Genomic DNA, 21,175 nt, shown 5'->3' on the forward strand with positions numbered 1-21,175 from the left:
ATGTGCTACGCTTGAATTAATCTCGTGCAAAGGATGTGTGGTCATTATGAAATTGAATCACGTCAATCTTACCGTTACGGATGTTCCAGCTGCTTCTGATTTCTTGGAGAAATATTTTGGCCTGAAAAAGTTAGATACGTCGGCAGATGCCCGTGGCGATAATTTTGGGGTCCTATTTGACGATAACGGCCTGGTGTTTACCTTGATGAAGGGTGCCGAAGTCCAATATCCCAAGACATTTCATATCGGCTTCATCCAGGAGAGCGAAGAGAAAGTAAATGAAATCAATCAACGCTTAAAAGAAGATGGTTACAAAGTAGCTCCGCCAGTAAGATCGCACGGATGGACGTTTTATGTGAAAGCTCCTGGTGGCTTCACAGTTGAGGTACTTGCGTAACGCGTATACACATAGTCGAAAGCCTTCTTTTTCTCATAAGAAAAGGGGGCTTTCTTTTTTTTGTTTAAAACATCAAGGTAATTCAGAATGAGTGGGCGATAACGTTAGTAACGCCCACCTTCGGCTTCGATAGAAAGTCATTTTTTATACGTGCAGGCTCTCTTTTCTCCCATATTGCAATCCCATGTGATAAGCACGGTCCAAAAGCTGCTCGATATGCGCAGAATTTTGCGCCAAGGTGTCATAAAGGAACTCAACCCTCGAATCGTCGATTCCGACGTAACTGGAGATCCCGACATTGAGGTAGGGAACCATCATTTGGTCATAATTTCTTTTTTGAAAATGATCTTCAGGAGCAGCTGCGAGACCGATCCACAAAGCGTGCTTATGATGCAGTTTACGTGAACCATAGGCAAACCCGTTGTTCCAGACGCGATCGATATATCCTTTCAACATGGCAGGCATACTGAACCACCAGATCGGAAAAATAAAGGCTAACGCATCGTCTTTTTCATGCGCTCCATTTCAATCTCGACCTCTTCGTAATATTTCTTATCCCCATTGTTCCAATCTGGCTCATCTTCCTCCCATAAAACAGGATGAAACCCAATGCGATGCAAATCCAATACTTCAACCTCATGTCCCTGAACGAAACGTTCTGATTGCTGATTTAGAAACTCCTATCTATTCCTATTTTCCCTGTTTAGAGCAAAAAACGGTCGATCCCGTTAAAAGCACGATTACGCTGTTCACTTGCTGTCGATGACTCCTGGATTTGATTGGCCAGATACGAGAGGATTGGGTCTTACGGCTTGGATTGGTGGAGTGAAAGAATCGATTCAAGGAAAAGTTGGTCAGAGGACAACTTCTACCCGCTTGATTTATTCAGAAAGTACATACTTGCAGCGGAATAGAAGGAAAACCAGTTCAGGACACGAGCAGGTCCATAGAACTGGTTTCTTTTTACATGAAACATTTTACTTGGACGGTTCGTCTGTATGGACAAGAGTTTTGCTGGCGCCGAAAGTATACTCGAGGATTTGCCAAGTGAGCAGCGGAAGTAATTCTATGCTCTGCTTTTACAGTTGATTTAAAAAATTCCGTCCAAGGATGCATTCAAGTAAAGCAACGAGCAGGATGCAAGTGGATAAGGAAGGTCTTGTGTACCCATAATACCTTTGACAGACAACAAAGAATTCGGGGTGTTTAGAATGAAAAGATGGAAACTGTTATCGCTCATGCTGGTTACCGCGATGGGGTTAAGTGCATGTGGCGGTCCTACTGCACCGGATGTACTGGAGCAAGTAGAGATTGTACCGAAACCTACGTTTACAGTAGGGAGTGAAGTCATCTTGAAAGCAAGTCACCAACCAGGGATGCAAGGGGCGAAAGCAAAAATTGTGGGTGCTTACGACACCACGGCCTATTCAGTGACCTATACGCCTACAACGGGTGAGCCCCCTGTGAAGGGTTATAAATGGATTATTCAAGAGGAAATCAAAAACCATATCAAGCAACCGTATGATCCGGGAACGGAAGTCATCTTGAAGGCGGATCATGTGAAAGGGATGCTCGATGCATCAGGCAAGCTTGATACGGCAAATACAACGACGGTCTATATGATCGATTACACTCCCACAACAGGGGGAGGAGAAGTGAAGAACTACAAATGGGTGACGGAAGATGAGATATCGCCTGTCAAATGATCGATGTTATCCTCTTATGAAAAAAGGCAGCAGTGGCTTTTTCAGCGCCAAAGCTGCCTTTCTACTTTTCCATTGATACGAGCTGTTTGATGTTACATGCGACGATATTTCCACTCAGCGAGCATTTGGTTGAGAGATTCCCTGTATAGGTCAATTGCTTCCATCGTCTCATGGAATCGCTGGATAACGAGCTTACTTTGCTTCAAACTGTCAATTTGTATTCCTTTTTCTATGACATTCTTTAATGATAGGATTCGCTCTAAATTCTGTAAAATCTCTTCTTCAATTGCGTTTGATGCCATGATGTAATAGCTCACACGGTCACCTGTCACACTCTTTTTTTCCGCGAATCCAATTTTTAAAAGAATGCGCATATTGGTAGACACACTTCCTAGACTGACTTGCAATGTAGTGGCTACGTTTAAGCATGAATATCCAGAATTCGGTTAGGAGGCAGAAGTCTATCATCATACAGAATTGATCTGGAAGTGGATGCAGGAAGGGCGGATCAAGCCGACGAAGAAAGTCGAAGAATCCATTGCTTATCACGACTCCTGTTACATTGGGCGATATAACGATATTTACGATATCCCGCGGCAAATCCTTACCCACATTCCGGGAGTTCAAGTGTTGGAGATGGCGCGCAACAAACAAGATGCGATGTGCTGCGGGGCAGGCGGCGGGATGATGTGGATGGAAGAAACACAAGGAAAACGGGTAAATATTGAGCGTACGGAGCAGGCACTCCGTCTGAATCCAACGACAATCGGCAGTAACTGTCCATACTGTCTCACGATGATGAGTGACGGGACAAAGGCAAAGGAGATGGAGCATCTCGTCAAAACGTTGGACATTGCAGAAATCGTGGAGAAAGCGATCTAAAAGCACGACGAAAAAAGAGCGAGAGACCGCTCTTTTTTTATTTGGGGAGGATTTTTCGTGACAATTGGCATTAGATATAATATAGTAACTTTATTACAAATCGTAAGTTAAAAACGCACCTTCACCATTGAATAGAGACGGTCTTTTATGGTCAGCTTGACAGTAGTACGAAGAACGCTCATTTGTATAAACGAGGAGGAACACGCTTATAAATTTTCATCAAAGTCCCCATACGTTTGTCCGACAAGTCAATCTCAAGGTGCAAAACCTGGATCGCTCCCTGGCTTATTATCAGGAAGTGATCGGATTCAAAATCTTGAACCAATCTGCCACAAAGGCGGAACTGACTGCTGATGGCAAAACCGCGTTGCTATCCATCCAACAACTCCATGACGCTGTACCGAAACAAAATCATACGACAGGTTTGTATCATTTTGCGCTATTATTGCCAAAACGCTCTGATTTGGCAAACGTAGTGAGACACTTCTCTGCGTTGAATATGCGTATCGGGTCTTCGGATCATCTCGTTAGTGAAGCGCTATACTTATCAGACCCGGATGGAAATGGGATTGAAATTTATGCCGATCGTGATCCATCTAGGTGGAATTGGCATGAAGGGATCGTAGACATGGCAACGGATCCATTGAATTTTACAGATTTGTTGTCCAGCGGGGAAGAAAGCGCGTGGAAGGGTCTGCCTGCTGGTACCATCATGGGACATATTCATCTGCATGTATCGAGGTTGAATGAAGCTGAACATTTTTATACCAAAGGACTTGGTTTTGAGGTAGTGAACCGATATGGAGCACAGGCACTGTTCATTTCCACTGGAAAGTACCATCATCATATCGCGTTGAACACGTGGGCGGGTGTGGGTGCTCCACCGCCACATCCTAAGAGCCCAGGACTTGAATCGTTTGTCATGGTGTTCCCAAATGAGGAAGCGAGAAATTGTGTAATCACTCAGTTAAGAGAAATCGGCGCATCTGTTCAGGAGGAGAGCGGTCATTTTGTAACAGAGGATCCTTCTGGCAATCGGATTCAACTGCACATTTGATTGGAAGCCGCAGGTCGTTTCATTATCTCATTTCGAAACAGATTGTATCCGTTATGATTAGTACTTTCTTGTGAGAATTCGAGAATGCTCTCCATCTACAGTGATTTCCCAGCCTCTTGGGATTTCATAAGCAAAGGCTGGCGAAGGGTGTTTGACCGCTTCAATGCTGGATTCAGTAGGGATACTGGTGATATTTACGATTTGTTTTTCATAGAGACTTACATTTACCACGACCCAGCCATATGGTACAGGCACCCCGGTACCGACCCATTTATTCTCTAGCTCTTGAGGGTGGTACCGTTTTTTATTTTCATTTCTGATATCTATATAAGCTTGTCTCTTGCTGTTATAACCTCGACCGATTTCTACCCAACCAGAAGGGATGTTAAAGCTTAAGCTTCTTTCCACTTGCCCATAATTAGCGCCAACAATATATTTCGCTACTTCATATCCAAGCTGTGTTCCACGATGTGGCTCTTTTTCAATCGAAATCCATCCATTCGGAAAGAAAGTATCGTATGCCACTACTAACGTATCACCGTACCGCCAGTTTCCTTCAAAGATATATTTTTGTGGACGGACGATAGAGTCTTTTCCCTTTCCTACCGCATCTGCTGCTTGAGTCGGGACGATCAGGAATGATGATGCCAAGACGAGAATACCCAAACTTCTTACCACTTTTTTCATAGTGTAACTCCTCCATAAAAATGCAATAAGTAAAATGATTTCAATAAGTATGAGAATTCTAAACACATTTGAAATTTCCTTCTTTTTATGGAAAAAAATTCTTGTTCAAGAGGTACCCGAAAAAAACGAGTTTTCAATAGAAACACAGTAAAAAAAAGGAAAAATCACTTGTTGAAACGTACAAATGAATATGATATGATGCTGATAACTTAATGACTGGAGCTGAAGAGTATAATGGATAATTTTCTTGCTTAAAAAATAAAACAAACAGCGATATCTTTCGCGTGTTTTATTCTTTATGTGCAAGAAAGTTACTTATAGCTCTTCACTCAAACAATATATCCTTATCTGACTTTATTTTTCGAGTTGGATTTGCTGTATTTATTTGAGCTACAAGAGAGTAACTTTCTTGTAGCTTTTCTATTTTTTGCATACAGGGGGATGATTGTATGTCATTAATCAATGTAAATAACTTGACGTTTGCCTATGAAGGCAGTTTCGATAACATTTTTGAAAACGTGAGCTTCCAAATCGATACGGATTGGAAATTGGGGTTTACGGGAAGAAACGGGAGAGGGAAGACGACCTTCCTCAACCTGTTGCTGGGTAAATATGAATACAGCGGAAAGATTAGTGCGCATGTCAGCTTTGAATACTTTCCTTTCCAAGTCGAGAACAAAGAATATCTTACCATTGATATCGTTCAAGACATTGTCCCTGACTATCAGTTATGGGAATTAATGCGCGAGTTCTCCCTCTTAAAGGTTTCAGAGGATGTTCTATATCGTCCCTTTGAATCTTTGTCTAACGGGGAGCAAACGAAAGTGATGTTAGCTGCCTTATTTCTAAAGGAAAACAGTTTTTTGTTAATTGATGAGCCAACCAATCACCTCGACATGCATGCAAGGGAGCTCGTCAGTGATTATCTCCATTCCAAAAGCGGTTATATTTTGGTGTCCCACGACCGGGCATTTCTAGACAACTGTGTCGATCACATCCTGTCCATCAACAAGACGAACATCGAGGTGCAAAAAGGGAATTTCTCTGATTGGTGGGAAAATAAACAGCGACAGGATAACTATGAACTCGCTGAGAATGAGAAGCTAAAAAAAGACATTAAACGATTGTCGGACGCAGCCAAACGTACAAGCAACTGGTCAGACGCTGTGGAAAAGACGAAAAATGGAACATTGAATTCCGGTTCCAAAGTAGACAAAGGGTATATTGGCCACAAGGCTGCGAAAATGATGAAGCGCTCCAAATCGATGGAGCAAAGACAGCAATCCGCCATTGATGAAAAATCGAAGCTGCTGAAAAACATTGAAAACCAGGATAGCTTAAAAATTGCACAGCTTGCTTATCATAAAAATCAACTAGCCGAACTGGAGAAGGTCTCCATTTATTACGGAGAGAAGCTCGTATGCGCAGATGTCAACTTTACGATTGAGCAAGGAGAGCGTATTGCGCTGGCGGGAAAGAACGGTTCTGGAAAATCCAGCATTCTCAAGCTCATTTGCGGAGAGAACATCCAACAAACGGGGACCTTCAGAAAGGGGAGTCAATTGAAAATCTCGTATGTTTCTCAAGACACTTCCCATCTAAAGGGCAATCTGACTGACTTTGCGCGAGACAACGGGATCGAAGAGAGCTTGTTTAAATCAATTTTGCGCAAGCTGGATTTTTCCCGGGTGCAATTCGAGAAGGATATATCCGCTTTTAGTGGCGGGCAGAAGAAGAAAGTACTCATTGCGAAAAGTCTTTGCGAGAAAGCACATCTTCATATTTGGGATGAGCCGCTAAACTTTATTGACGTCATTTCTCGCATGCAAATCGAAGAGCTGCTCCTCGAACACTCGCCAACGATTCTTTTTGTTGAGCATGACAGGGAATTTTGCAATAACATCGCGACAAAGATTGTTGAACTGTAATAGGACGAAAAGCATCTAAAAGGAAGAAGGTGGGGAAAATCGTTTCGTTTTCCTCACCTTCTTTTTTTGTCGGAAGGGAAATTTGAGCAATCGAGAAGAAATACTAAGTAGTGAAATGTGTTAATTTTTAGATAATAATTATGAAAGAATGGCGGAGATCCGATGGGAAAAATAATTGCAAATGTAAGCAGCACATTGAATGGTATCTATACGGGGCCGACAGGAGAAGAAGACAATATGGTTAGCTGGGCGTTGCCTGGAATCATGGACGCCACAGACGATGGTCTTGTGTTTTTCCAGAAGGTTGACGCGATCTTGATGGGGCGGGTCACCTATGAAGGCTTCGCAAGCTATTGGCCGTTCCAAGAGGGAGATTGGGCTGATGCTATGAATAAGACACAAAAGTATGTAGTAACCAAAAATAGTGAGCCTACAGAAGTTCATTGGGGGGACTATGCCGAAACGGTTACACTCCTTCATTCCGATGTCATGACGAAAATAAAGGAGCTAAAAAAACAAATCAAGGGTGATATCATTGTTCCTGCAAGTGCGGGTCTTGTTCAAAGTTTGATCAATGCTGATTTACTTGACGAACTCCGAATCATTATTCATCCGGTCTTAATGGGCAGCGGCAAATATTACTTTGACAACATCCATACACGTCACGACATGAAGTTGATAGAAACCAAGCTTTACGGAAAAAGTGGATCCATACAACTGCGATATGAGATCGGAGAGGCACAAGGAGAATAAAACAAAAAAAGTCCAATTTCTCATTTCACGGATGGAGAAATTGGACTGATTGTTTTTTGCTCTAATTCGTTCGTAAAGCAGGGTACACGAAAGCCTTTAACGTAACGCCCGTAAAGGAGCATCCAGAAGCCTTTGGATGACCGCCACCACCGTAATGCTGGGCGATGACAGACAGATTCACGTCTTCGCGAATGGTTCGAAAGCTGATTCTGCCTTTCCCAGGATCTAGCATCGCGACGAAATCAATCATTTCCGCATTCTTACATAAGAAATTGCCTGTCGTGGAGTGATATTGTTCGAGGAAAACCACACCCACTTGATACGTTTTTGGCTCGTCTAAATCGATTTCTACCGGAATCAGCTTCATTTGCTTCAGCTTTTTTTGTTCAAATTCATCCATTCGTTTTTCTTCTGTATAGATGAGGATGGATTCTACTTCGTCAAATACGAATTGATCCGTATCAGCACCTTCACCACGCAAGCGTCCCAGCACATTTTGAACAAACGTGTCTCGCTCGACCATATAGAATAAAATGTTCAGTTGATTAGCCTGTACAGTGCCGGTTGCATCCCAGTCCCACGTATCAAAGGCACGAACCAGCTCCACATAGTCAGAGAGAACGCCAGTAGGGATCAAATATCCCTGGTTTACCAGGTAATCATAATAAAGGCTCGTTGCCGAAGTCTTTTTCCCTGATTCTTCCGTAATAACCTGTGCCCATTCGTACTTGGAAGCCAGTGGCAGGGCGGTTGGGTGATGATCGATCAAGATAAACGCATGTCCCTGATCGACCTTTTTCTGAATGAGCGTTGCGACCTCGTCATTGACACTTACATCGGTAATCACGACATACATCTCGGAGGTAAGCTCTTCTTCGATAAACTTTTGTACGTCTTGATTGACAGTGTAAGGAGTTACCCCGCGAGAATCGACTTCTTGATTGGAAAAAGCAATTTGACTCAGGATCGCACAGGATACGCCATCCAAGTCCTTATCACTGAAATGGACGATTTTTTGATGATTCATGAAGTATCTCCTTATGTAATGGGTCGTCGTTTCATATTGAACTGCCTTCCATCATCTTTCCCATTCAAGTAGATGTGCTTGCACGAAGATAGCGATTGGTGATTATTTGCAATTTTAATTTGATTGTATTATAATCCTTTGGTCAAAAGTAATCCACGTTTCGTTCAACGTACAGGCGTGTTCGCGATTGTTTGCGATCGCCTTATTTCTATTGCGCGAGTCAAACAGTAGAGAGAATATAGAAAAGGTGGTCCTCAACATGAAAAAGTCTACATTGATCCCAGCTGCACTTCTGTTAGCAGTCCTGACTGCTTGCGGCAACACGCAAACTGCAGAGCAACCAGCAAATCAAAATCAAGCGGCAACAGGTACCCAACAACCAGCTGGTGAAGCAACTACGCAAAAACCAGAAGAAGCGAAAAAAGAAGAGCAACAGGTGATCGTTGCTCCACAAGAAATCGTTGTGTACAAGCAAGGGGAAAAAACATCCCTGAAGCCGGAAGATGACAAGTTCAAGGAAATTCTTGCGCTAATGAATAAACGTTTTGAAACACCTGCGGACCAAATGCGTTTTGATGACAGCACCCAAGCGGTGGAGAAGGACAAGAAAGAGGCTTTGGCAGTTGAATTCAACTACGCTGAAGTCACGACAAACACTTTGCCAGCAACTGTTGGTACAGATAACAAAGCAGAAGTAAAGGCGAAGACACTGTTCTTCGTATTGAGCGGAGACAACAAAAACCATATGTTTGATTCAGAAGATGGCAAAGCTTATGGAACGGCACCGTTGCACTTGACCGAATCCACTGAACTGACCGAGCTGTTGAATAAGTAAACCAACTACCCAGACTGTCGAGCAATCGGCAGTCTTTTTGCTATAAGAAATGCCTGATCAAAGATAACCCTCTTGATCTTGGGTCAATCGATCAAGAGGGAATGGCATGATAAGCTATTTCCTTTTTTGATCCGGTTCCGATTGCACGACAGTTAATGCCGTATCGCCATCGGTTTCCACCAGATGCTTCAACATAGAGAGCTTATTGTTCCAAAACTGCTCGTAAAAGGAAAGCCATTGCTTTACTTCTGTTAGGGGACCGGGATGCAACCGATAGATTTTCTCGCGACCTACCTTATGTCCCGTAACCAAATCTGCGTCAGCAAGTATATGAAGATGCTTGACCACAGCCGTTCGGCTTATGGGGAAATGAGAGGTAATTGCAGAGATAGGCAATTCTTTTTCAGCTAGCAAGCGAAGTACTTCTCGACGAGTAGGGTCAGCGATCGCTTGAAATACATCAACCTTTTCTGCTGAAGCAGACATTTAGCCCTCCACAACCTTTTTCAGACGCTCGTGAACAATTCCAACCCAACCTTGATTCATCTTCTCACGAATCATTGCGCTCTTCGCGTTTGCTTTTCCGATGATCTCATCTGCCGCTTTCCATCCACCATGAATAAGGGTAAACTCCGTTTTATCTCCCAGGTCTTTTAAAAGAAAAGAGACTACCCAACCGTCTGTATCCCAAGCAAAAGAAAGGCGATGAGGTGCTTCTACTTCCAACACTTTGCATGGGGACGGTCCAAAAGGCGATTGAATATGAAACTCGTGACCTACCACTGGTTGAAAATCATTCGGCATAAACCAAGCAGAAATGGCTTCCGCAGTGGATACTTTCTCCCATACCTTTTGAATAGGGGCGTCGAAAACAATGGTTTGTTTAATATCTTCTACGGTTTGTTGATGGTTCTGTTCCACGATAAATCTCTCCGTTTCGTAGTGAAAATATAACACCTTTTGGTTTTACTTCATGATGATATAACACCATTTGGTTTTATGTAAATGGTATTTTTCCTCCAATGATCAACGTCTATACAAAAAAGGAGATCAGATTTACTGAAGCTCCTTTGTAACATTCATGTATCGGCTCATTGGCTACTTATTTCTTTATATTGATTTGCTTGGGCTTGTAGTTCCTTTAAAAATTCCTTACCAGGTACTGAAGCGTATCGGTTTTTTAATTTGATGCAGTTACCATGGTTCTCATGGTTTTAGTGAGCATCCTATTGTTAACACCGAACGAAAACGTCGAGGGGAAAACCGGCGTTTTTTTTGTTTTTTCACCTGACCAATGTGCTCCAATCTTGCGTGAAAAGGGTATAATAAACTGGCAAAATGTATCAAGTGTACAGTTACTTCCATTTCAAATACACCAATCGATAAAAGGAGATACAATGACAGACAAAAAAGCAACGATTGAACTGGGATGGAACTTCGACAACAGCTATACAACGCTGCCGAAATCATTTTATTCCCGACTGAGCCCACCTCCTGTTCATTCGCCGAAGCTCGCTATTCTAAACGAGTCATTGGCAAAGTCGCTCGGGCTGAACGCCGAAGCCCTTCAAAGCACCGATGCTGTAGCTATGCTCGCGGGAAACGAGGCACCAGAAGGCGCAATGCCTATCGCGCAAGCATATGCCGGACATCAATTCGGTCACTTTACCATGCTGGGCGACGGACGGGCCCTTCTCCTTGGAGAGCAGATTACCCCATCCGGAGAGCGATTTGATATCCAACTCAAAGGTTCAGGCAGAACGCCTTATTCACGCGGCGGCGATGGTAGAGCGGCCCTTGGCCCGATGCTGCGCGAATACATCATTAGCGAGGCCATGCATGGACTCGGTATTCCTACTACTCGTAGCCTTGCAGTAGTGACAACCGGCGAGTCTATCTATCGTGAATCCGAGTTGCCTGGTGCCATTTTGACGCGTGTTGCAGCCAGTCATATCAGAGTAGGCACGTTTCAATTCGCGGCAAGATGGTGCTCGATTGAAGATCTCCGCGCGTTAGCTGATTACACCTTGCAAAGACATTTCCCAGAGATCGAAACAGAAGAAAACCGTTATCTCCTCCTACTGAAGGGAGTTATCAAGCGTCAAGCGGAGTTGATTGCCAAGTGGCAACTCGTAGGATTTATTCACGGAGTCATGAACACCGACAACATGGCGATCAGCGGCGAAACCATCGATTACGGTCCTTGCGCTTTCATGGACACGTATGATCCCGCAACGGTATTTAGCTCCATTGACGTTCAAGGCCGCTATGCTTACGGAAATCAGCCGTACATTGCCGTGTGGAATCTCTCTCGTTTTGCGGAAACCTTATTGCCGTTGCTGCATGAAAATGAAGCGCAGGCTGTGAAAATGGCCGAAGATGCCCTTGGCGAATTTAGCAAGCTGTATCACAGCAATTGGCTCAGAGGAATGCGGGCAAAGCTCGGACTGTTTAACGAAGAGGAGCAAGACGAAGCGTTGATCGTAGGTCTGCTCAACATGATGAAGGAGCACCGTGCAGACTATACGAATACATTCCGTGCGCTCACGATCAATCAACCAGAAGGTACCGTGCTGTTTGGCACGAGCGAATTCACGGAATGGCATGAGCAGTGGAAAGCACGACTAACAAGACAGCCAGAAGACATCGAAGCGGTACAACAGGTAATGAAAAACAGCAATCCCGCAGTCATCCCTCGAAACCATCGTGTAGAAGAAGCGTTGGAAGCAGCATGGAAAGAGGGCGACAACACTGTGATGGAACGGCTTTTGGCAGTCCTTTCTGATCCATATGCGTACACGCCTGAACAGGTAGCATACACGACTTTACCAGCGGAATCGGCACGTCCTTACCAAACGTTTTGCGGTACGTGATAGCACGCAATCAGAGTCCAACGATCTTTCACACGTTGGACTCTTTTTTCATACATCCGATCCGCGCTAAAATATGGAAAGCAAAGAAAAAAGGAGCAATCGTTTTATGGATAAAAAAGCAAAGCAAATCTTGATGAAAACATTTTGGAGCAGCAACGGATGGAAGAGTCGCCCATTCGATTTTTCGGGAGCAGATTTTGAATACGCCAAAAGCAAAGGCCTCATGTTTGACCCGCTGACGATCAGTCACGAGGAGTGCATAGAGAAAATCATTGCTCTGCATGAAAAAGTGACGAAAGAACAAGTCGCCGCAGCATTTTTGCACAGTCTCTCGACGCGAAAGGTGTACCTGCGCAGCGCCATGTCTAGTTGGGCTTTGACTCAGTCTTTGACAGCCCATACGTTCGAAAGTAACGTCGGCAAGTATATAAATCCAGAAAACGGTACCTATTTCGCCATGTACGGAGACTGCCATCTTTGCGACCGCTATCATATTGCAAGTCGAGAGCAGTATACGAATGAAGACTTGAATGTACTGAATTTCGAAAGAATCAAGTGGGGAGGCATTCGCCTGAATTATCTACCGTACCTCATGCTTGATCTGGAGCTGTTAAGCAAGGAAGAAAATCTTACGGTACAGGAAGAAGATGTAGCCATCCTCCGTCAGGTGCTAGACGTCATTGCAAGCAGTGAGCCAACCGATGCCGCCCGTCAACTGGAGAAGCGCCTTACTGGAGCCTTTCCGTCTAGCAAGAATGAACGGGATGTCTTCATGGAGATTCTTGCATCCGCTGGAATCTTGGCTCCAAGTAAGGACAGACCAGGGCGTGGCGGGAAGAACGACTTTTTCGCCGTCGTGAATTGGCGCGGTGAAGATAGCTATTCCGAGCAAGCTGTCCACAACTTCTTTGGTCCGTGGCTGTAAAGAACGGAAAATCTAGGAACAAAGAAGGGTGCCATCTATACGCGAAGTGTGTATAATATTGGAAAAGTAAGTCGAAAAGTTAGTTTCTATTGAAAGGAGGTGAGATATAAGTGAAAAAGAAATTAATCGTCCTGTCAGGCATTGCGGGCAGTGGCAAAAGCAAGTGCGCACAAGAAATTGCCAAAAAGGAACGGGCAACCATCGTGTCTACGGATGAAATTCGCCAAAACTTATTCGGTGATGAGCGAAAGCAAAAAAGGTCAGCGCAAGTATTTTTTGAGGTTTATTCGAAAATCGCAACGGAGCTGGCGACTGGAAAGAATGTCATCTTAGACGCAACCAATATTGACAGAGAGAAAAGAATGAAGGTCCTTGCCAAATTTCCCGATGTCCAAAAGGTATGCTATTACTTCGATGTTCCCTATTCTGTTTGCCTAGAGCGCAATCGATCCCGAAAGAGAACCGTAGACGAATACATCTTGGCGAAGATGCGGAAGAACTTCCATTTTCCTATTAAGAATGAAGGTTGGGATCACATTCATCTCTTGCACGAACCAGCTCCTTATGCCATTGGAAAAGAAGAGTTTGTTCAATTGCTTCAAAATGAACCTTCCTATGAAGAGCTGTTTGCCAAGTTGAATGCCATTCCGATCTTCCAAGAGATGTATCAGTTTAATCAGGAAAACCCTTATCATCAGTACCCTTTGTGCAAGCATACCTATCATGTTTTCGATTATGTAAACGCCTTTTACACGGAAGAAGACAAATTTCTCATGCAAGTGGTCGCCTTGTTTCACGATACAGGAAAACCATTTTGCAAAACCTACAAGCCGATGAAAGGCCATTACTCCTACTACGGACATGAGCATGTTTCTGCGCAAATTGCTTGCCATTTCTTAAAAGAATTAGGATTCGAAGATGATTTTATCTTCGAAGTCGTCAACCTGATTCAAATGCACATGAAGATTAACTACGGAACGCAGCAAGATATTTCCGAGATTTATCATTTGTTGGGCGATGAGTACCTATGGAAGCTGTACTTCTTTAAGGAAGGTGATGCCTATGCGAAATAAGGAGGTGAATAACGATGTTGAAAAAATACCCGAGAACCTTTCATTTACCCTGGTCAAGAAGTAGAACCGACGATGATAAAATCTTGCGAACGGTTCATCATTTCGAGGGAAAAGAAGTAGTCGTGACAGAGAAGTTGGATGGCGAAAATACCACTCTTTACCGAAATCATATCCACGCAAGGTCACTGGATAGCAAAGACCACGCATCTAGACATTGGGTAAAGATGCTGCACGGGACGATTTCGTTTCATATCCCGGAAGGCTGGAGAATTTGCGGAGAAAATGTATTTGCGCTGCACTCCATCTATTACCAACACCTAACGAGCTATTTCTACGTTTTCTCTATCTGGAATGAAAACAATGAATGCTTGTCTTGGGACGAAACGGTAGAATGGGCCGAACTACTTGGCTTAGAAACAGCGCCTGTCTTATACAGAGGGATTTGGAAGGAAGAGACCGTAAAAAGTTGCTACACCAAACAATCTGTTTACGGCGGGGAACAAGAGGGCTACGTGGTACGAGTAACGGAGAGGTTTCCGTACGAAGATTTTAAACAATCTGCCGCCAAGTTTGTGCGTAAAAATCATGTGCAAACCGACCAGCACTGGTTATCGAAGCCAGTTGTTCCGAATGGAATAACACAAACCAGTTAAAGACTTTTGATATAGAAGGGATTGAGAACAATGTAATTTGCTAAGTGGTATTGACCGTCTAATAGAGTATCCAAATTTCATTTTGGCTATTGTTAAGACAGTCATTACATAGGAGGCGAGAGAGATGAACGAAGAAGTGAATGAAGAAATGATGTCAGCGGGCTGGGATGCCATTGATCAGGAAATGAGAAAGATTTATGGAGAGCAGGAGCCTAAGCATTACGGGACGCTCATCTCGTATGCGCTGGGTGGTCAGGATCCATTGGATGGAATAAGCGCCTACAAAGCGGACGAGCCTTACCCGCATTGGCATTTTGTCACGTATGGTTTTACTGAGTTATATGAAAAGGAATCCGAGAATGAAGAGGAAAGCGGCTTTGGCTTTGAATTGACGTTTCGACTAGCGCGAGGGGACGAAGAGGAAGAGCCGCCTGCTTGGGCGCTGAACCTGCTTCAAAACATGGCGCGTTACGTATTCAACACGGGCAATGTATTTCAAGCTGGTGATCATTTGGATGCAAACGGTCCGATATGCCTGGGTGCCGATACCCAACTGACTGCGCTCGCTTTTGTCACTGACCCACAGCTTCCCGAAATCGATACACCACATGGTCGGGTGCAATTCTTGCAAATGGTCGGAATCACAGGTGATGAACTCGATGCGATGATGGCTTGGAATACACGTGGCGTACTCCAATCTGGCTTGCCGTACATGCCTTCCTACATAACCGATCTCGAGCGGGATTCTCTCCTTCGCAACTCTACAGTTTCGGATGCTGTTCAAAAAGGAATGGAACAAGAAGGCTCCAACACTGCCTATTTGTTTGTCAGCCAGCTAGGATGGGAGTCAGGTAAAAAAGGCTTTTTGAAAAAAACACCTTCGACCTTAAAGCTGGGAGCGAAGCAAGCGGAAGTCATCGGAAAGATTCTCCGCGGACGTATGCGAAAAGGGGAAAGCCTGAGCCTGCTGGGACCTGATGTCCGGGTTGTATTTGAGGCAGGAGAAAAGCCTGAATGTAATCCAGAAGAGGACGTCATTCGATTTGTCCTCGATGATGCGACAACGATTGCGCTTACCAAGCAGTTGCTTCCAAAGGAAAGCAGCTTTGAGATGCCTTCCCTGAAAGGAATTGCCATAAACATTGTGAAAACCAATATTACCGATAGCGAGGGCAATGTCGTCAAGGTCATCGGTTAAGACGGTAGTGCTGTTTTGGCGAGGAGGAGAGTAGTCAATGAATCAGGCAGCAGAAGCATTTCTAAACGAAGTATGGACTTCCATCCAAGAAATTTACAAAAAAGAGAACCAGCGGATCAACGAGATCAAAGACTGGAGTCGACTGCAGGTCGGGATCAAAGACTACCTGAGAGTGGCATGGAGAAAAGGAAAACTCGATTGGGCCAATGGCAAAATCCACGTGGATGTCCATGAACCTTACAGTTGGAGCGACGACTCGTACAAATACGACGCGGGTCCTTACATGGAGGAGCTTACAGAGGAAATTCTCATGCAAGAATTTTTTCCCGCACTGTGTGAACGCATGGAATCCCTTTTTCATTCCACCGACTATGCTTCTCACTTTTTTAATTACCGCTTCGAGCTCGTCTTCGAATTCGAGTGGGAACAATCGATGCAATGCCATACTCACCATTTCGTAAACGAACAAAAACGCGAGAGTCTAAAACAAGCATTGGATCAATTTATTGAGACAAAAATTAAGCAGGAGCTTCCCGTACGTCCGAGTGAAAGAGATGATTTTTTCTTTGCTCATTGTCTCGTCAATCCCGATTTGATGGAGCAAAAGCAGGAAGTTATCGAACCGCTCATCCAGCGTCTTAGCGAAAAGCTGCGCTCTAATAAAGAACGCAGTGATTCATGGACATACTACTTTACTTTGGCTTTAAAAGGCTGGGCGGATGAGCGTTTTTTAGTCAAATTTTTCGATCGTACTGGGCATTATGGACTGGATTGGGCTTTGAAACCTGAGCAGGAGCGTCAAGAACCAAAAATGGAGGAGCTGGACTTTTTCCTGTACATCGCTCTCGCAATTGGTAACAAGGAACCAGACACCCGCAAGAAGTTTCTGGACCTCGCTGTTCAGCTCGGTTCCAAGCAGGCTACGGACTATGTAAAACGGGGCAGCGGTCGCTTTGAAAACGAGTATAAAGGCACTCTGATTCAAGCAAGCGCCAATGACGTTTTGCAAGCGATCGACATCCGTATCGTATCTGAGGAAGAAGCCGCCTACGGAGAAGCACTGGATTTTATCAACGGTCTTTTGCGTGAAGGTTTTCCCAAAGGGTACAAGCTCAAGCTGAAGAGCAGCGAAAAGCACTACCTGCCAGTAAAAAAGCTGGCGAAGTCAGGTCTGCACCAGTTTTTTGCGAATGCCTCCCGTTTTCCTGTCTTATACCCGAAAATTGCAGAATATGCCGAGCTTGCGATGGAGGAGTTTGCGTGGTATGGGGATGTAGAGCCTAGTGAGAAATCCGTCATGCCTGGCACTTATGCGGTATTGGCTCTCGGCTTGTCTAGCAACGATTATTTTCCACTCTTTCGTCGCTATATGGAGCTGGTCGACACGGAGCATCAGTCTGCTCAGGACGATTTTGCTATTGCGTTTATCGAGGCGCATGGTGTAACCGTAGAGAATATGCCAGTACTCGTCTCTCTGGTGCTTGGCAGTAGCGACTCTGCGAAGCCTTTGGAAAATATCACCATCGATCGTGCAGAACTGGTGGATGCACTCATAGGGGAGCTTGCAGCGATGGAGGATTACCTGCGGGAAACCGTTATTTATCACCTTTTCGGTGGGAACAAGAAGCTCGCTCAGGCGGTAAAAAAGGAATCTTCCTCCATCAAAGACAAGCTTGCACAACTGCTAGCCTTGGTCGAATAGCTTAATTGACAATATTTAGAAGGCCATGCTATATTGAATTCAACTACATGGAACGGAGGGTGAATCATTTGCGCAATTGTTTATTTATTGGAAAAGCCAATCCTATAATAAATAAACAAGAAGCCAAATTCACCCGCAAATTTATATCTTGAATTCCTGTATGGTCTATTTTCCATATAGCGTTTTCTAGAACGAGAGCAAGATGCTTCTGTTTATTGGACAGAAGCATCTTTTTTTGTTGTCAAAAAAGGGGGGTGATACAGATGAACAAAGAGTAAAGGACGAGAAATGTAAAAACGAAATGGGGAATCCAAATGGTTGAACTGCACAATATCACGATTACCACCAAAAAAGACGGCAGGCCTCTCATTCAAAATTTGCATCTGCCCCTGCAAAACGGCGACAAGATTGCCATCATCGGGGAAGAGGGAAATGGAAAAAGCAGCTTATTAAAATTGATTTACGCGGAACAAATGATTGCCGAGTATTGCACATTTGAAGGGAAAGTGTTGAGAAACGAATGTTCCATGGGTTTTCTTTCACAGGAGATATCGGACGAAGAAAAACAAATGACCATTGCCGACTTCTTTGCCGAAAATCAATGGAGCAAAGAACTGGTAAGAGCGATGGATGATCTCGGCATTCATGCATTGGATTCAGATAGAAGGATGGGTGTTCTGTCCGGTGGTGAGCGTTTCAAATACCGCTTTTTAAGTCTGTTGGCACAGAAGCCTGATGTTCTATTACTGGACGAACCCACGAATGATTTGGATATTCAAACGATGGAATGGCTGGAAGAATTTATCCAACAGACGGCTATTCCTGTCATATACGTATCGCATGACGAAACATTTATTGCGAATACAGCAAACGGTATCCTTCATATGGAACTGACGAAGCGCAAACAAGTACCCAAATATACGTTTTCAAGAGAACCATATGAGAATTACCTCGCGAATCGTGAGAGCCACTTGAACAAACAAGAGCAGATAGCCAGAAAGCAAGCTTCTGATCATCGAAAGCAAATGGAGAAATGGCATGACGTTTGGAATAAGGCAGAACATCAACATCGGAACGTATCCCGCTCAGACCCGCGACTGCAAAAGAAAATCAAGTCTCTGAAAAATCAAAGAGAGCGTATGGAGAAAGCATCGGAAACGTTTCTAGAGGTACCAAGTGTAGAAGAAGCAAGCGAATTCCGATTTGATTCTGCGGTACATGTGCCCGGTAGTAAACAAATCCTCGAGTTTTCATTGGAAGTACTGCAAATAGCGAACAAACAGCTATCGAAACAGATTCATTTATCGATCAAGGGGCCAGAAAAAGTCGCGATTATTGGGGAAAATGGAATCGGAAAAACGACGTTGTTGAAAAAGATCATGGATGAGCTAGTCTAGCACTCGTCATTAAAGATCGGTTACATGCCCCAAAACTATGAAGACCGACTGGATTCAACGAAAACACCGATTGAATTCTTGGAAAGAACCGGGAATAAAGATGCGATTACCAAAGCGTATACGCATTTAGGCAGTATGAATTTTACAAAAGAGGAGATGCATCAACCCATTAAAAACTTATCTGGGGGACAGAAAGCGAAATTGCTTCTGGTAAAAATGATTTTGGATCAGTGCGAAATATTGATACTGGATGAACCGACCCGAAACTTTAGTCCTTTGACGACTCCTGTTCTGTGTCGCTCCTTAACGGCTTTTGACGGTGTGATTATCAGTATTTCGCATGATCGACGGTATTTACATGAAATCGCAACAACTGTTTATGATCTAACTTCCGAAGGTCTCATGAAAATAAAATAAAGGATAGTGGCGGAATCATTGCTACATGGTTGACATTGCTATTTGAATTCAATATACTGACTTTAATTTCATATGAAACATACGTCGAAAGAGCCCAGTAGCAGCTTATTCCCTGTTCTAGAAAGCCGGGGGTTGATGGAACCCGGTACACAATAAGCGAGCGAATTACACTCTGGAGTATCTCGGGTAATGCCGAGCGGAATCGCGAACGATAACTCGCTACGAGTGGCATGAATGGCCTGCGTTAACGCTTGGGTCCATTGGTGCAAGTTGGGTGGTAACACGGTTATTCAATCGTCCCTATGTCTACAATAGACAAGGGGCGATTTTTTGTTTTTTACCCTAGGAGATTGAAGGAGTGTATAGCAGTGAATATTATCGACGAACTCGAATGGCGTGATGCCATCAATCAGCAAACAGATGCAGAGGGACTGCGAGAATTAACGAATGAAAAAGCAGTCTCGTTATATTGTGGTGTAGATCCAACAGGTGACAGTATGCATATCGGTCACTTGATTCCTTTTATGGTACTGAAACGCTTCCAGCTGGCTGGTCATCGTCCGGTCATTTTGATCGGTGGTGCAACAGGTACGATTGGCGATCCGAGCGGCCGTCAATCCGAGCGCTCTTTGCAAACACTGGAACAAATTCAGGAAAACGTCGACAAACTCACCGCACAGATGAAAAAGCTGTTCATTACAGAAGGCGACAACCAAATCCGTTTGGTGAACAACTACGACTGGACGCATAAGATCAATGTCATTGAATTTTTGCGGGATTACGGGAAAAACTTCAGCATCAATACGATGCTTGCCAAGGATGTTGTATCGAGCAGACTGGAAAGCGGCATTTCGTTTACGGAGTTTTCCTATCAAATTCTGCAATCGCTGGATTACCTTCATCTGTACAAACATGAAGATGTTCAGCTGCAAATCGGCGGTTCCGACCAATGGGGCAACATTACTAGCGGTCTCGATCTGATTCGCAAAAAAGAAGGATCAGAAGCAAAAGCATTCGGTCTCACCATTCCTCTGATGCTGAAGGCAGATGGTACGAAATTCGGGAAGACAGCAGGGGGAGCCATCTGGCTTGATCCAAACAAAACAACACCATTCGAATTCTACCAATTCTGGGCAAATACCGATGACCGCGATGTTGTGAAATACTTGAAATACTTCACGTTCCTATCCAAAGAGGAAATTGACGAGTTGGCTGAAAAAGTACAGACCGAGCCACACAAACGCGAGGCGCAAAAAGCGCTGGCGGAGGAAATGACGAGATTTGTACACGGTGAGGAATTGCTGGAGCAGGCGAAGCGTATTACAGCAGCTTTGTTTACTGGTGATATTAAATCGCTATCGGCAGATGAGATCGAGCAAGGCTTCAAAGAAATGCCGACGTACGAATCTACCCTCGAAACGAAGAACATCGTTGACTGGCTTGTTGAGATCGGCATTGAGCCATCCAAGCGTCAAGCACGTGAGGATATTACAAAAGGCGCTATTTCGATAAATGGCGAGCGGGTTTCCGATCTGGAACTGGAAGTAACGCCAAGTCTCGCTATCGGCGGTCGCTTCATCATTATCCGCAAAGGCAAGAAAAACTACAGCTTGGTAAAATTGTCTCAATAGATGAAGGAATAAGAAGCTTCCCTGGAAACATGAA

General features: G+C 44.1%; 18 protein-coding genes, 3 pseudogenes and 1 other annotated feature. Of the genes and pseudogenes, 15 read left to right on the forward strand and 6 right to left on the reverse strand.

From position 1 onward, the window contains the following. The first annotated feature begins 46 nt into the window (after positions 1-46). On the forward strand, positions 47-397 hold the full coding sequence (locus tag C7R92_RS08880) for a VOC family protein (protein WP_017248396.1): 351 nt from the start codon (positions 47-49) through the stop codon (positions 395-397). Positions 398-541: 144 nt separating this feature from the next. Here the strand turns inward: C7R92_RS08880 and C7R92_RS08885 are convergent. Next, positions 542-1,059 (reverse strand): annotated as a pseudogene (locus tag C7R92_RS08885) (NAD(P)H oxidoreductase); the annotation flags it as partial. Between the two features lie 549 nt (positions 1,060-1,608). Here C7R92_RS08885 and C7R92_RS08890 point away from each other — a divergent pair. Then, positions 1,609-2,103 (forward strand): YdhK family protein, encoded by a 495-nt coding sequence (locus C7R92_RS08890; protein WP_106833971.1) that lies wholly within the window; start codon positions 1,609-1,611, stop codon positions 2,101-2,103. Positions 2,104-2,195: 92 nt separating this feature from the next. Here C7R92_RS08890 and C7R92_RS08895 read toward each other — a convergent pair whose 3' ends face one another. After that, positions 2,196-2,477, reverse strand: coding sequence for a hypothetical protein (locus C7R92_RS08895; RefSeq protein WP_244195700.1), 282 nt, complete (start codon positions 2,475-2,477; stop codon positions 2,196-2,198). Positions 2,478-2,520: 43 nt separating this feature from the next. On the opposite strand from C7R92_RS08895, the pseudogene C7R92_RS08900 reads away from it, so the two are divergent. After that, positions 2,521-2,985, forward strand: a pseudogene (locus C7R92_RS08900) ((Fe-S)-binding protein); the annotation flags it as partial. 208 nt (positions 2,986-3,193) lie between these two features. Then, on the forward strand, positions 3,194-4,042 hold the full coding sequence (locus C7R92_RS08905; protein WP_106833972.1) for a VOC family protein: 849 nt from the start codon (positions 3,194-3,196) through the stop codon (positions 4,040-4,042). A gap of 57 nt (positions 4,043-4,099) precedes the next feature. Here C7R92_RS08905 and C7R92_RS08910 read toward each other — a convergent pair whose 3' ends face one another. Then, on the reverse strand, positions 4,100-4,729 hold the full coding sequence (locus C7R92_RS08910; RefSeq protein ID WP_106833973.1) for a hypothetical protein: 630 nt from the start codon (positions 4,727-4,729) through the stop codon (positions 4,100-4,102). 449 nt (positions 4,730-5,178) lie between these two features. Between C7R92_RS08910 and C7R92_RS08915 the strand changes: the two genes are divergently transcribed. Next, positions 5,179-6,657 (forward strand): Lsa family ABC-F type ribosomal protection protein, encoded by a 1,479-nt coding sequence (locus C7R92_RS08915; protein ID WP_069845079.1) that lies wholly within the window; start codon positions 5,179-5,181, stop codon positions 6,655-6,657. A 162-nt stretch (positions 6,658-6,819) separates the two neighbouring features. Further along, entirely contained in the window at positions 6,820-7,410 is a 591-nt protein-coding gene (locus tag C7R92_RS08920; protein ID WP_106833974.1) for a dihydrofolate reductase family protein, read from the forward strand. 61 nt (positions 7,411-7,471) lie between these two features. Here C7R92_RS08920 and C7R92_RS08925 read toward each other — a convergent pair whose 3' ends face one another. Beyond that, positions 7,472-8,437 carry a DHH family phosphoesterase gene (locus tag C7R92_RS08925; RefSeq protein WP_106833975.1) on the reverse strand — a complete coding sequence of 322 codons (966 nt, stop codon included), beginning with the start codon at positions 8,435-8,437 and terminating at the stop codon, positions 7,472-7,474. 259 nt (positions 8,438-8,696) lie between these two features. Here C7R92_RS08925 and C7R92_RS08930 point away from each other — a divergent pair, with 259 nt between their 5' ends. Then, a complete protein-coding gene (locus C7R92_RS08930; RefSeq protein WP_106833976.1) occupies positions 8,697-9,272 on the forward strand; it encodes a hypothetical protein in 576 nt (191 codons plus the stop codon). A 114-nt stretch (positions 9,273-9,386) separates the two neighbouring features. Here C7R92_RS08930 and C7R92_RS08935 read toward each other — a convergent pair whose 3' ends face one another. Both C7R92_RS08935 and C7R92_RS08940 read right to left on the reverse strand, forming a co-directional pair. Next, a complete protein-coding gene (locus tag C7R92_RS08935; protein WP_017248440.1) occupies positions 9,387-9,758 on the reverse strand; it encodes an ArsR/SmtB family transcription factor in 372 nt (123 codons plus the stop codon). Next, a complete protein-coding gene (locus tag C7R92_RS08940) occupies positions 9,759-10,193 on the reverse strand; it encodes an SRPBCC family protein (RefSeq protein ID WP_106833977.1) in 435 nt (144 codons plus the stop codon). 476 nt (positions 10,194-10,669) lie between these two features. Here C7R92_RS08940 and C7R92_RS08945 point away from each other — a divergent pair, with 476 nt between their 5' ends. The 8 genes and pseudogenes from C7R92_RS08945 to tyrS all read left to right on the forward strand — a co-directional run bounded on the left by C7R92_RS08945 (position 10,670) and on the right by tyrS (position 21,141). Further along, the gene (locus tag C7R92_RS08945) at positions 10,670-12,145 is read left to right on the forward strand and encodes a protein adenylyltransferase SelO (protein WP_106833978.1); all 1,476 of its coding nucleotides are present in this window, start codon (positions 10,670-10,672) and stop codon (positions 12,143-12,145) included. Positions 12,146-12,251: 106 nt separating this feature from the next. Next, positions 12,252-13,070: a hypothetical protein gene (locus C7R92_RS08950; protein WP_106833979.1), complete on the forward strand. Its 819-nt coding sequence runs from the start codon at positions 12,252-12,254 to the stop codon at positions 13,068-13,070. Positions 13,071-13,180: 110 nt separating this feature from the next. Continuing rightward, the gene (locus C7R92_RS08955) at positions 13,181-14,143 is read left to right on the forward strand and encodes an AAA family ATPase (protein ID WP_106833980.1); all 963 of its coding nucleotides are present in this window, start codon (positions 13,181-13,183) and stop codon (positions 14,141-14,143) included. 14 nt (positions 14,144-14,157) lie between these two features. Further along, positions 14,158-14,796 (forward strand): RNA ligase family protein, encoded by a 639-nt coding sequence (locus C7R92_RS08960; RefSeq protein WP_069845056.1) that lies wholly within the window; start codon positions 14,158-14,160, stop codon positions 14,794-14,796. Positions 14,797-14,932: 136 nt separating this feature from the next. Next, positions 14,933-15,994, forward strand: a complete 1,062-nt coding sequence (locus C7R92_RS08965; RefSeq protein WP_106834019.1) for a suppressor of fused domain protein — start codon at positions 14,933-14,935, stop codon at positions 15,992-15,994. 37 nt (positions 15,995-16,031) lie between these two features. Next, positions 16,032-17,696 carry a DUF6138 family protein gene (locus C7R92_RS08970; protein ID WP_106833981.1) on the forward strand — a complete coding sequence of 555 codons (1,665 nt, stop codon included), beginning with the start codon at positions 16,032-16,034 and terminating at the stop codon, positions 17,694-17,696. 314 nt (positions 17,697-18,010) lie between these two features. Beyond that, positions 18,011-19,510, forward strand: a pseudogene (locus tag C7R92_RS08975) (ATP-binding cassette domain-containing protein). Positions 19,511-19,585: 75 nt separating this feature from the next. Further along, positions 19,586-19,815: a binding site (T-box leader), on the forward strand. A 63-nt stretch (positions 19,816-19,878) separates the two neighbouring features. Continuing rightward, entirely contained in the window at positions 19,879-21,141 is a 1,263-nt protein-coding gene (gene tyrS, locus C7R92_RS08980) for a tyrosine--tRNA ligase (RefSeq protein WP_106833982.1), read from the forward strand. Positions 21,142-21,175: the final 34 nt, after the last annotated feature.

Origin of the sequence: Brevibacillus porteri (assembly GCF_003013475.1) — a bacterium.
In the GTDB taxonomy this organism is placed as follows: domain Bacteria; phylum Bacillota; class Bacilli; order Brevibacillales; family Brevibacillaceae; genus Brevibacillus; species Brevibacillus porteri.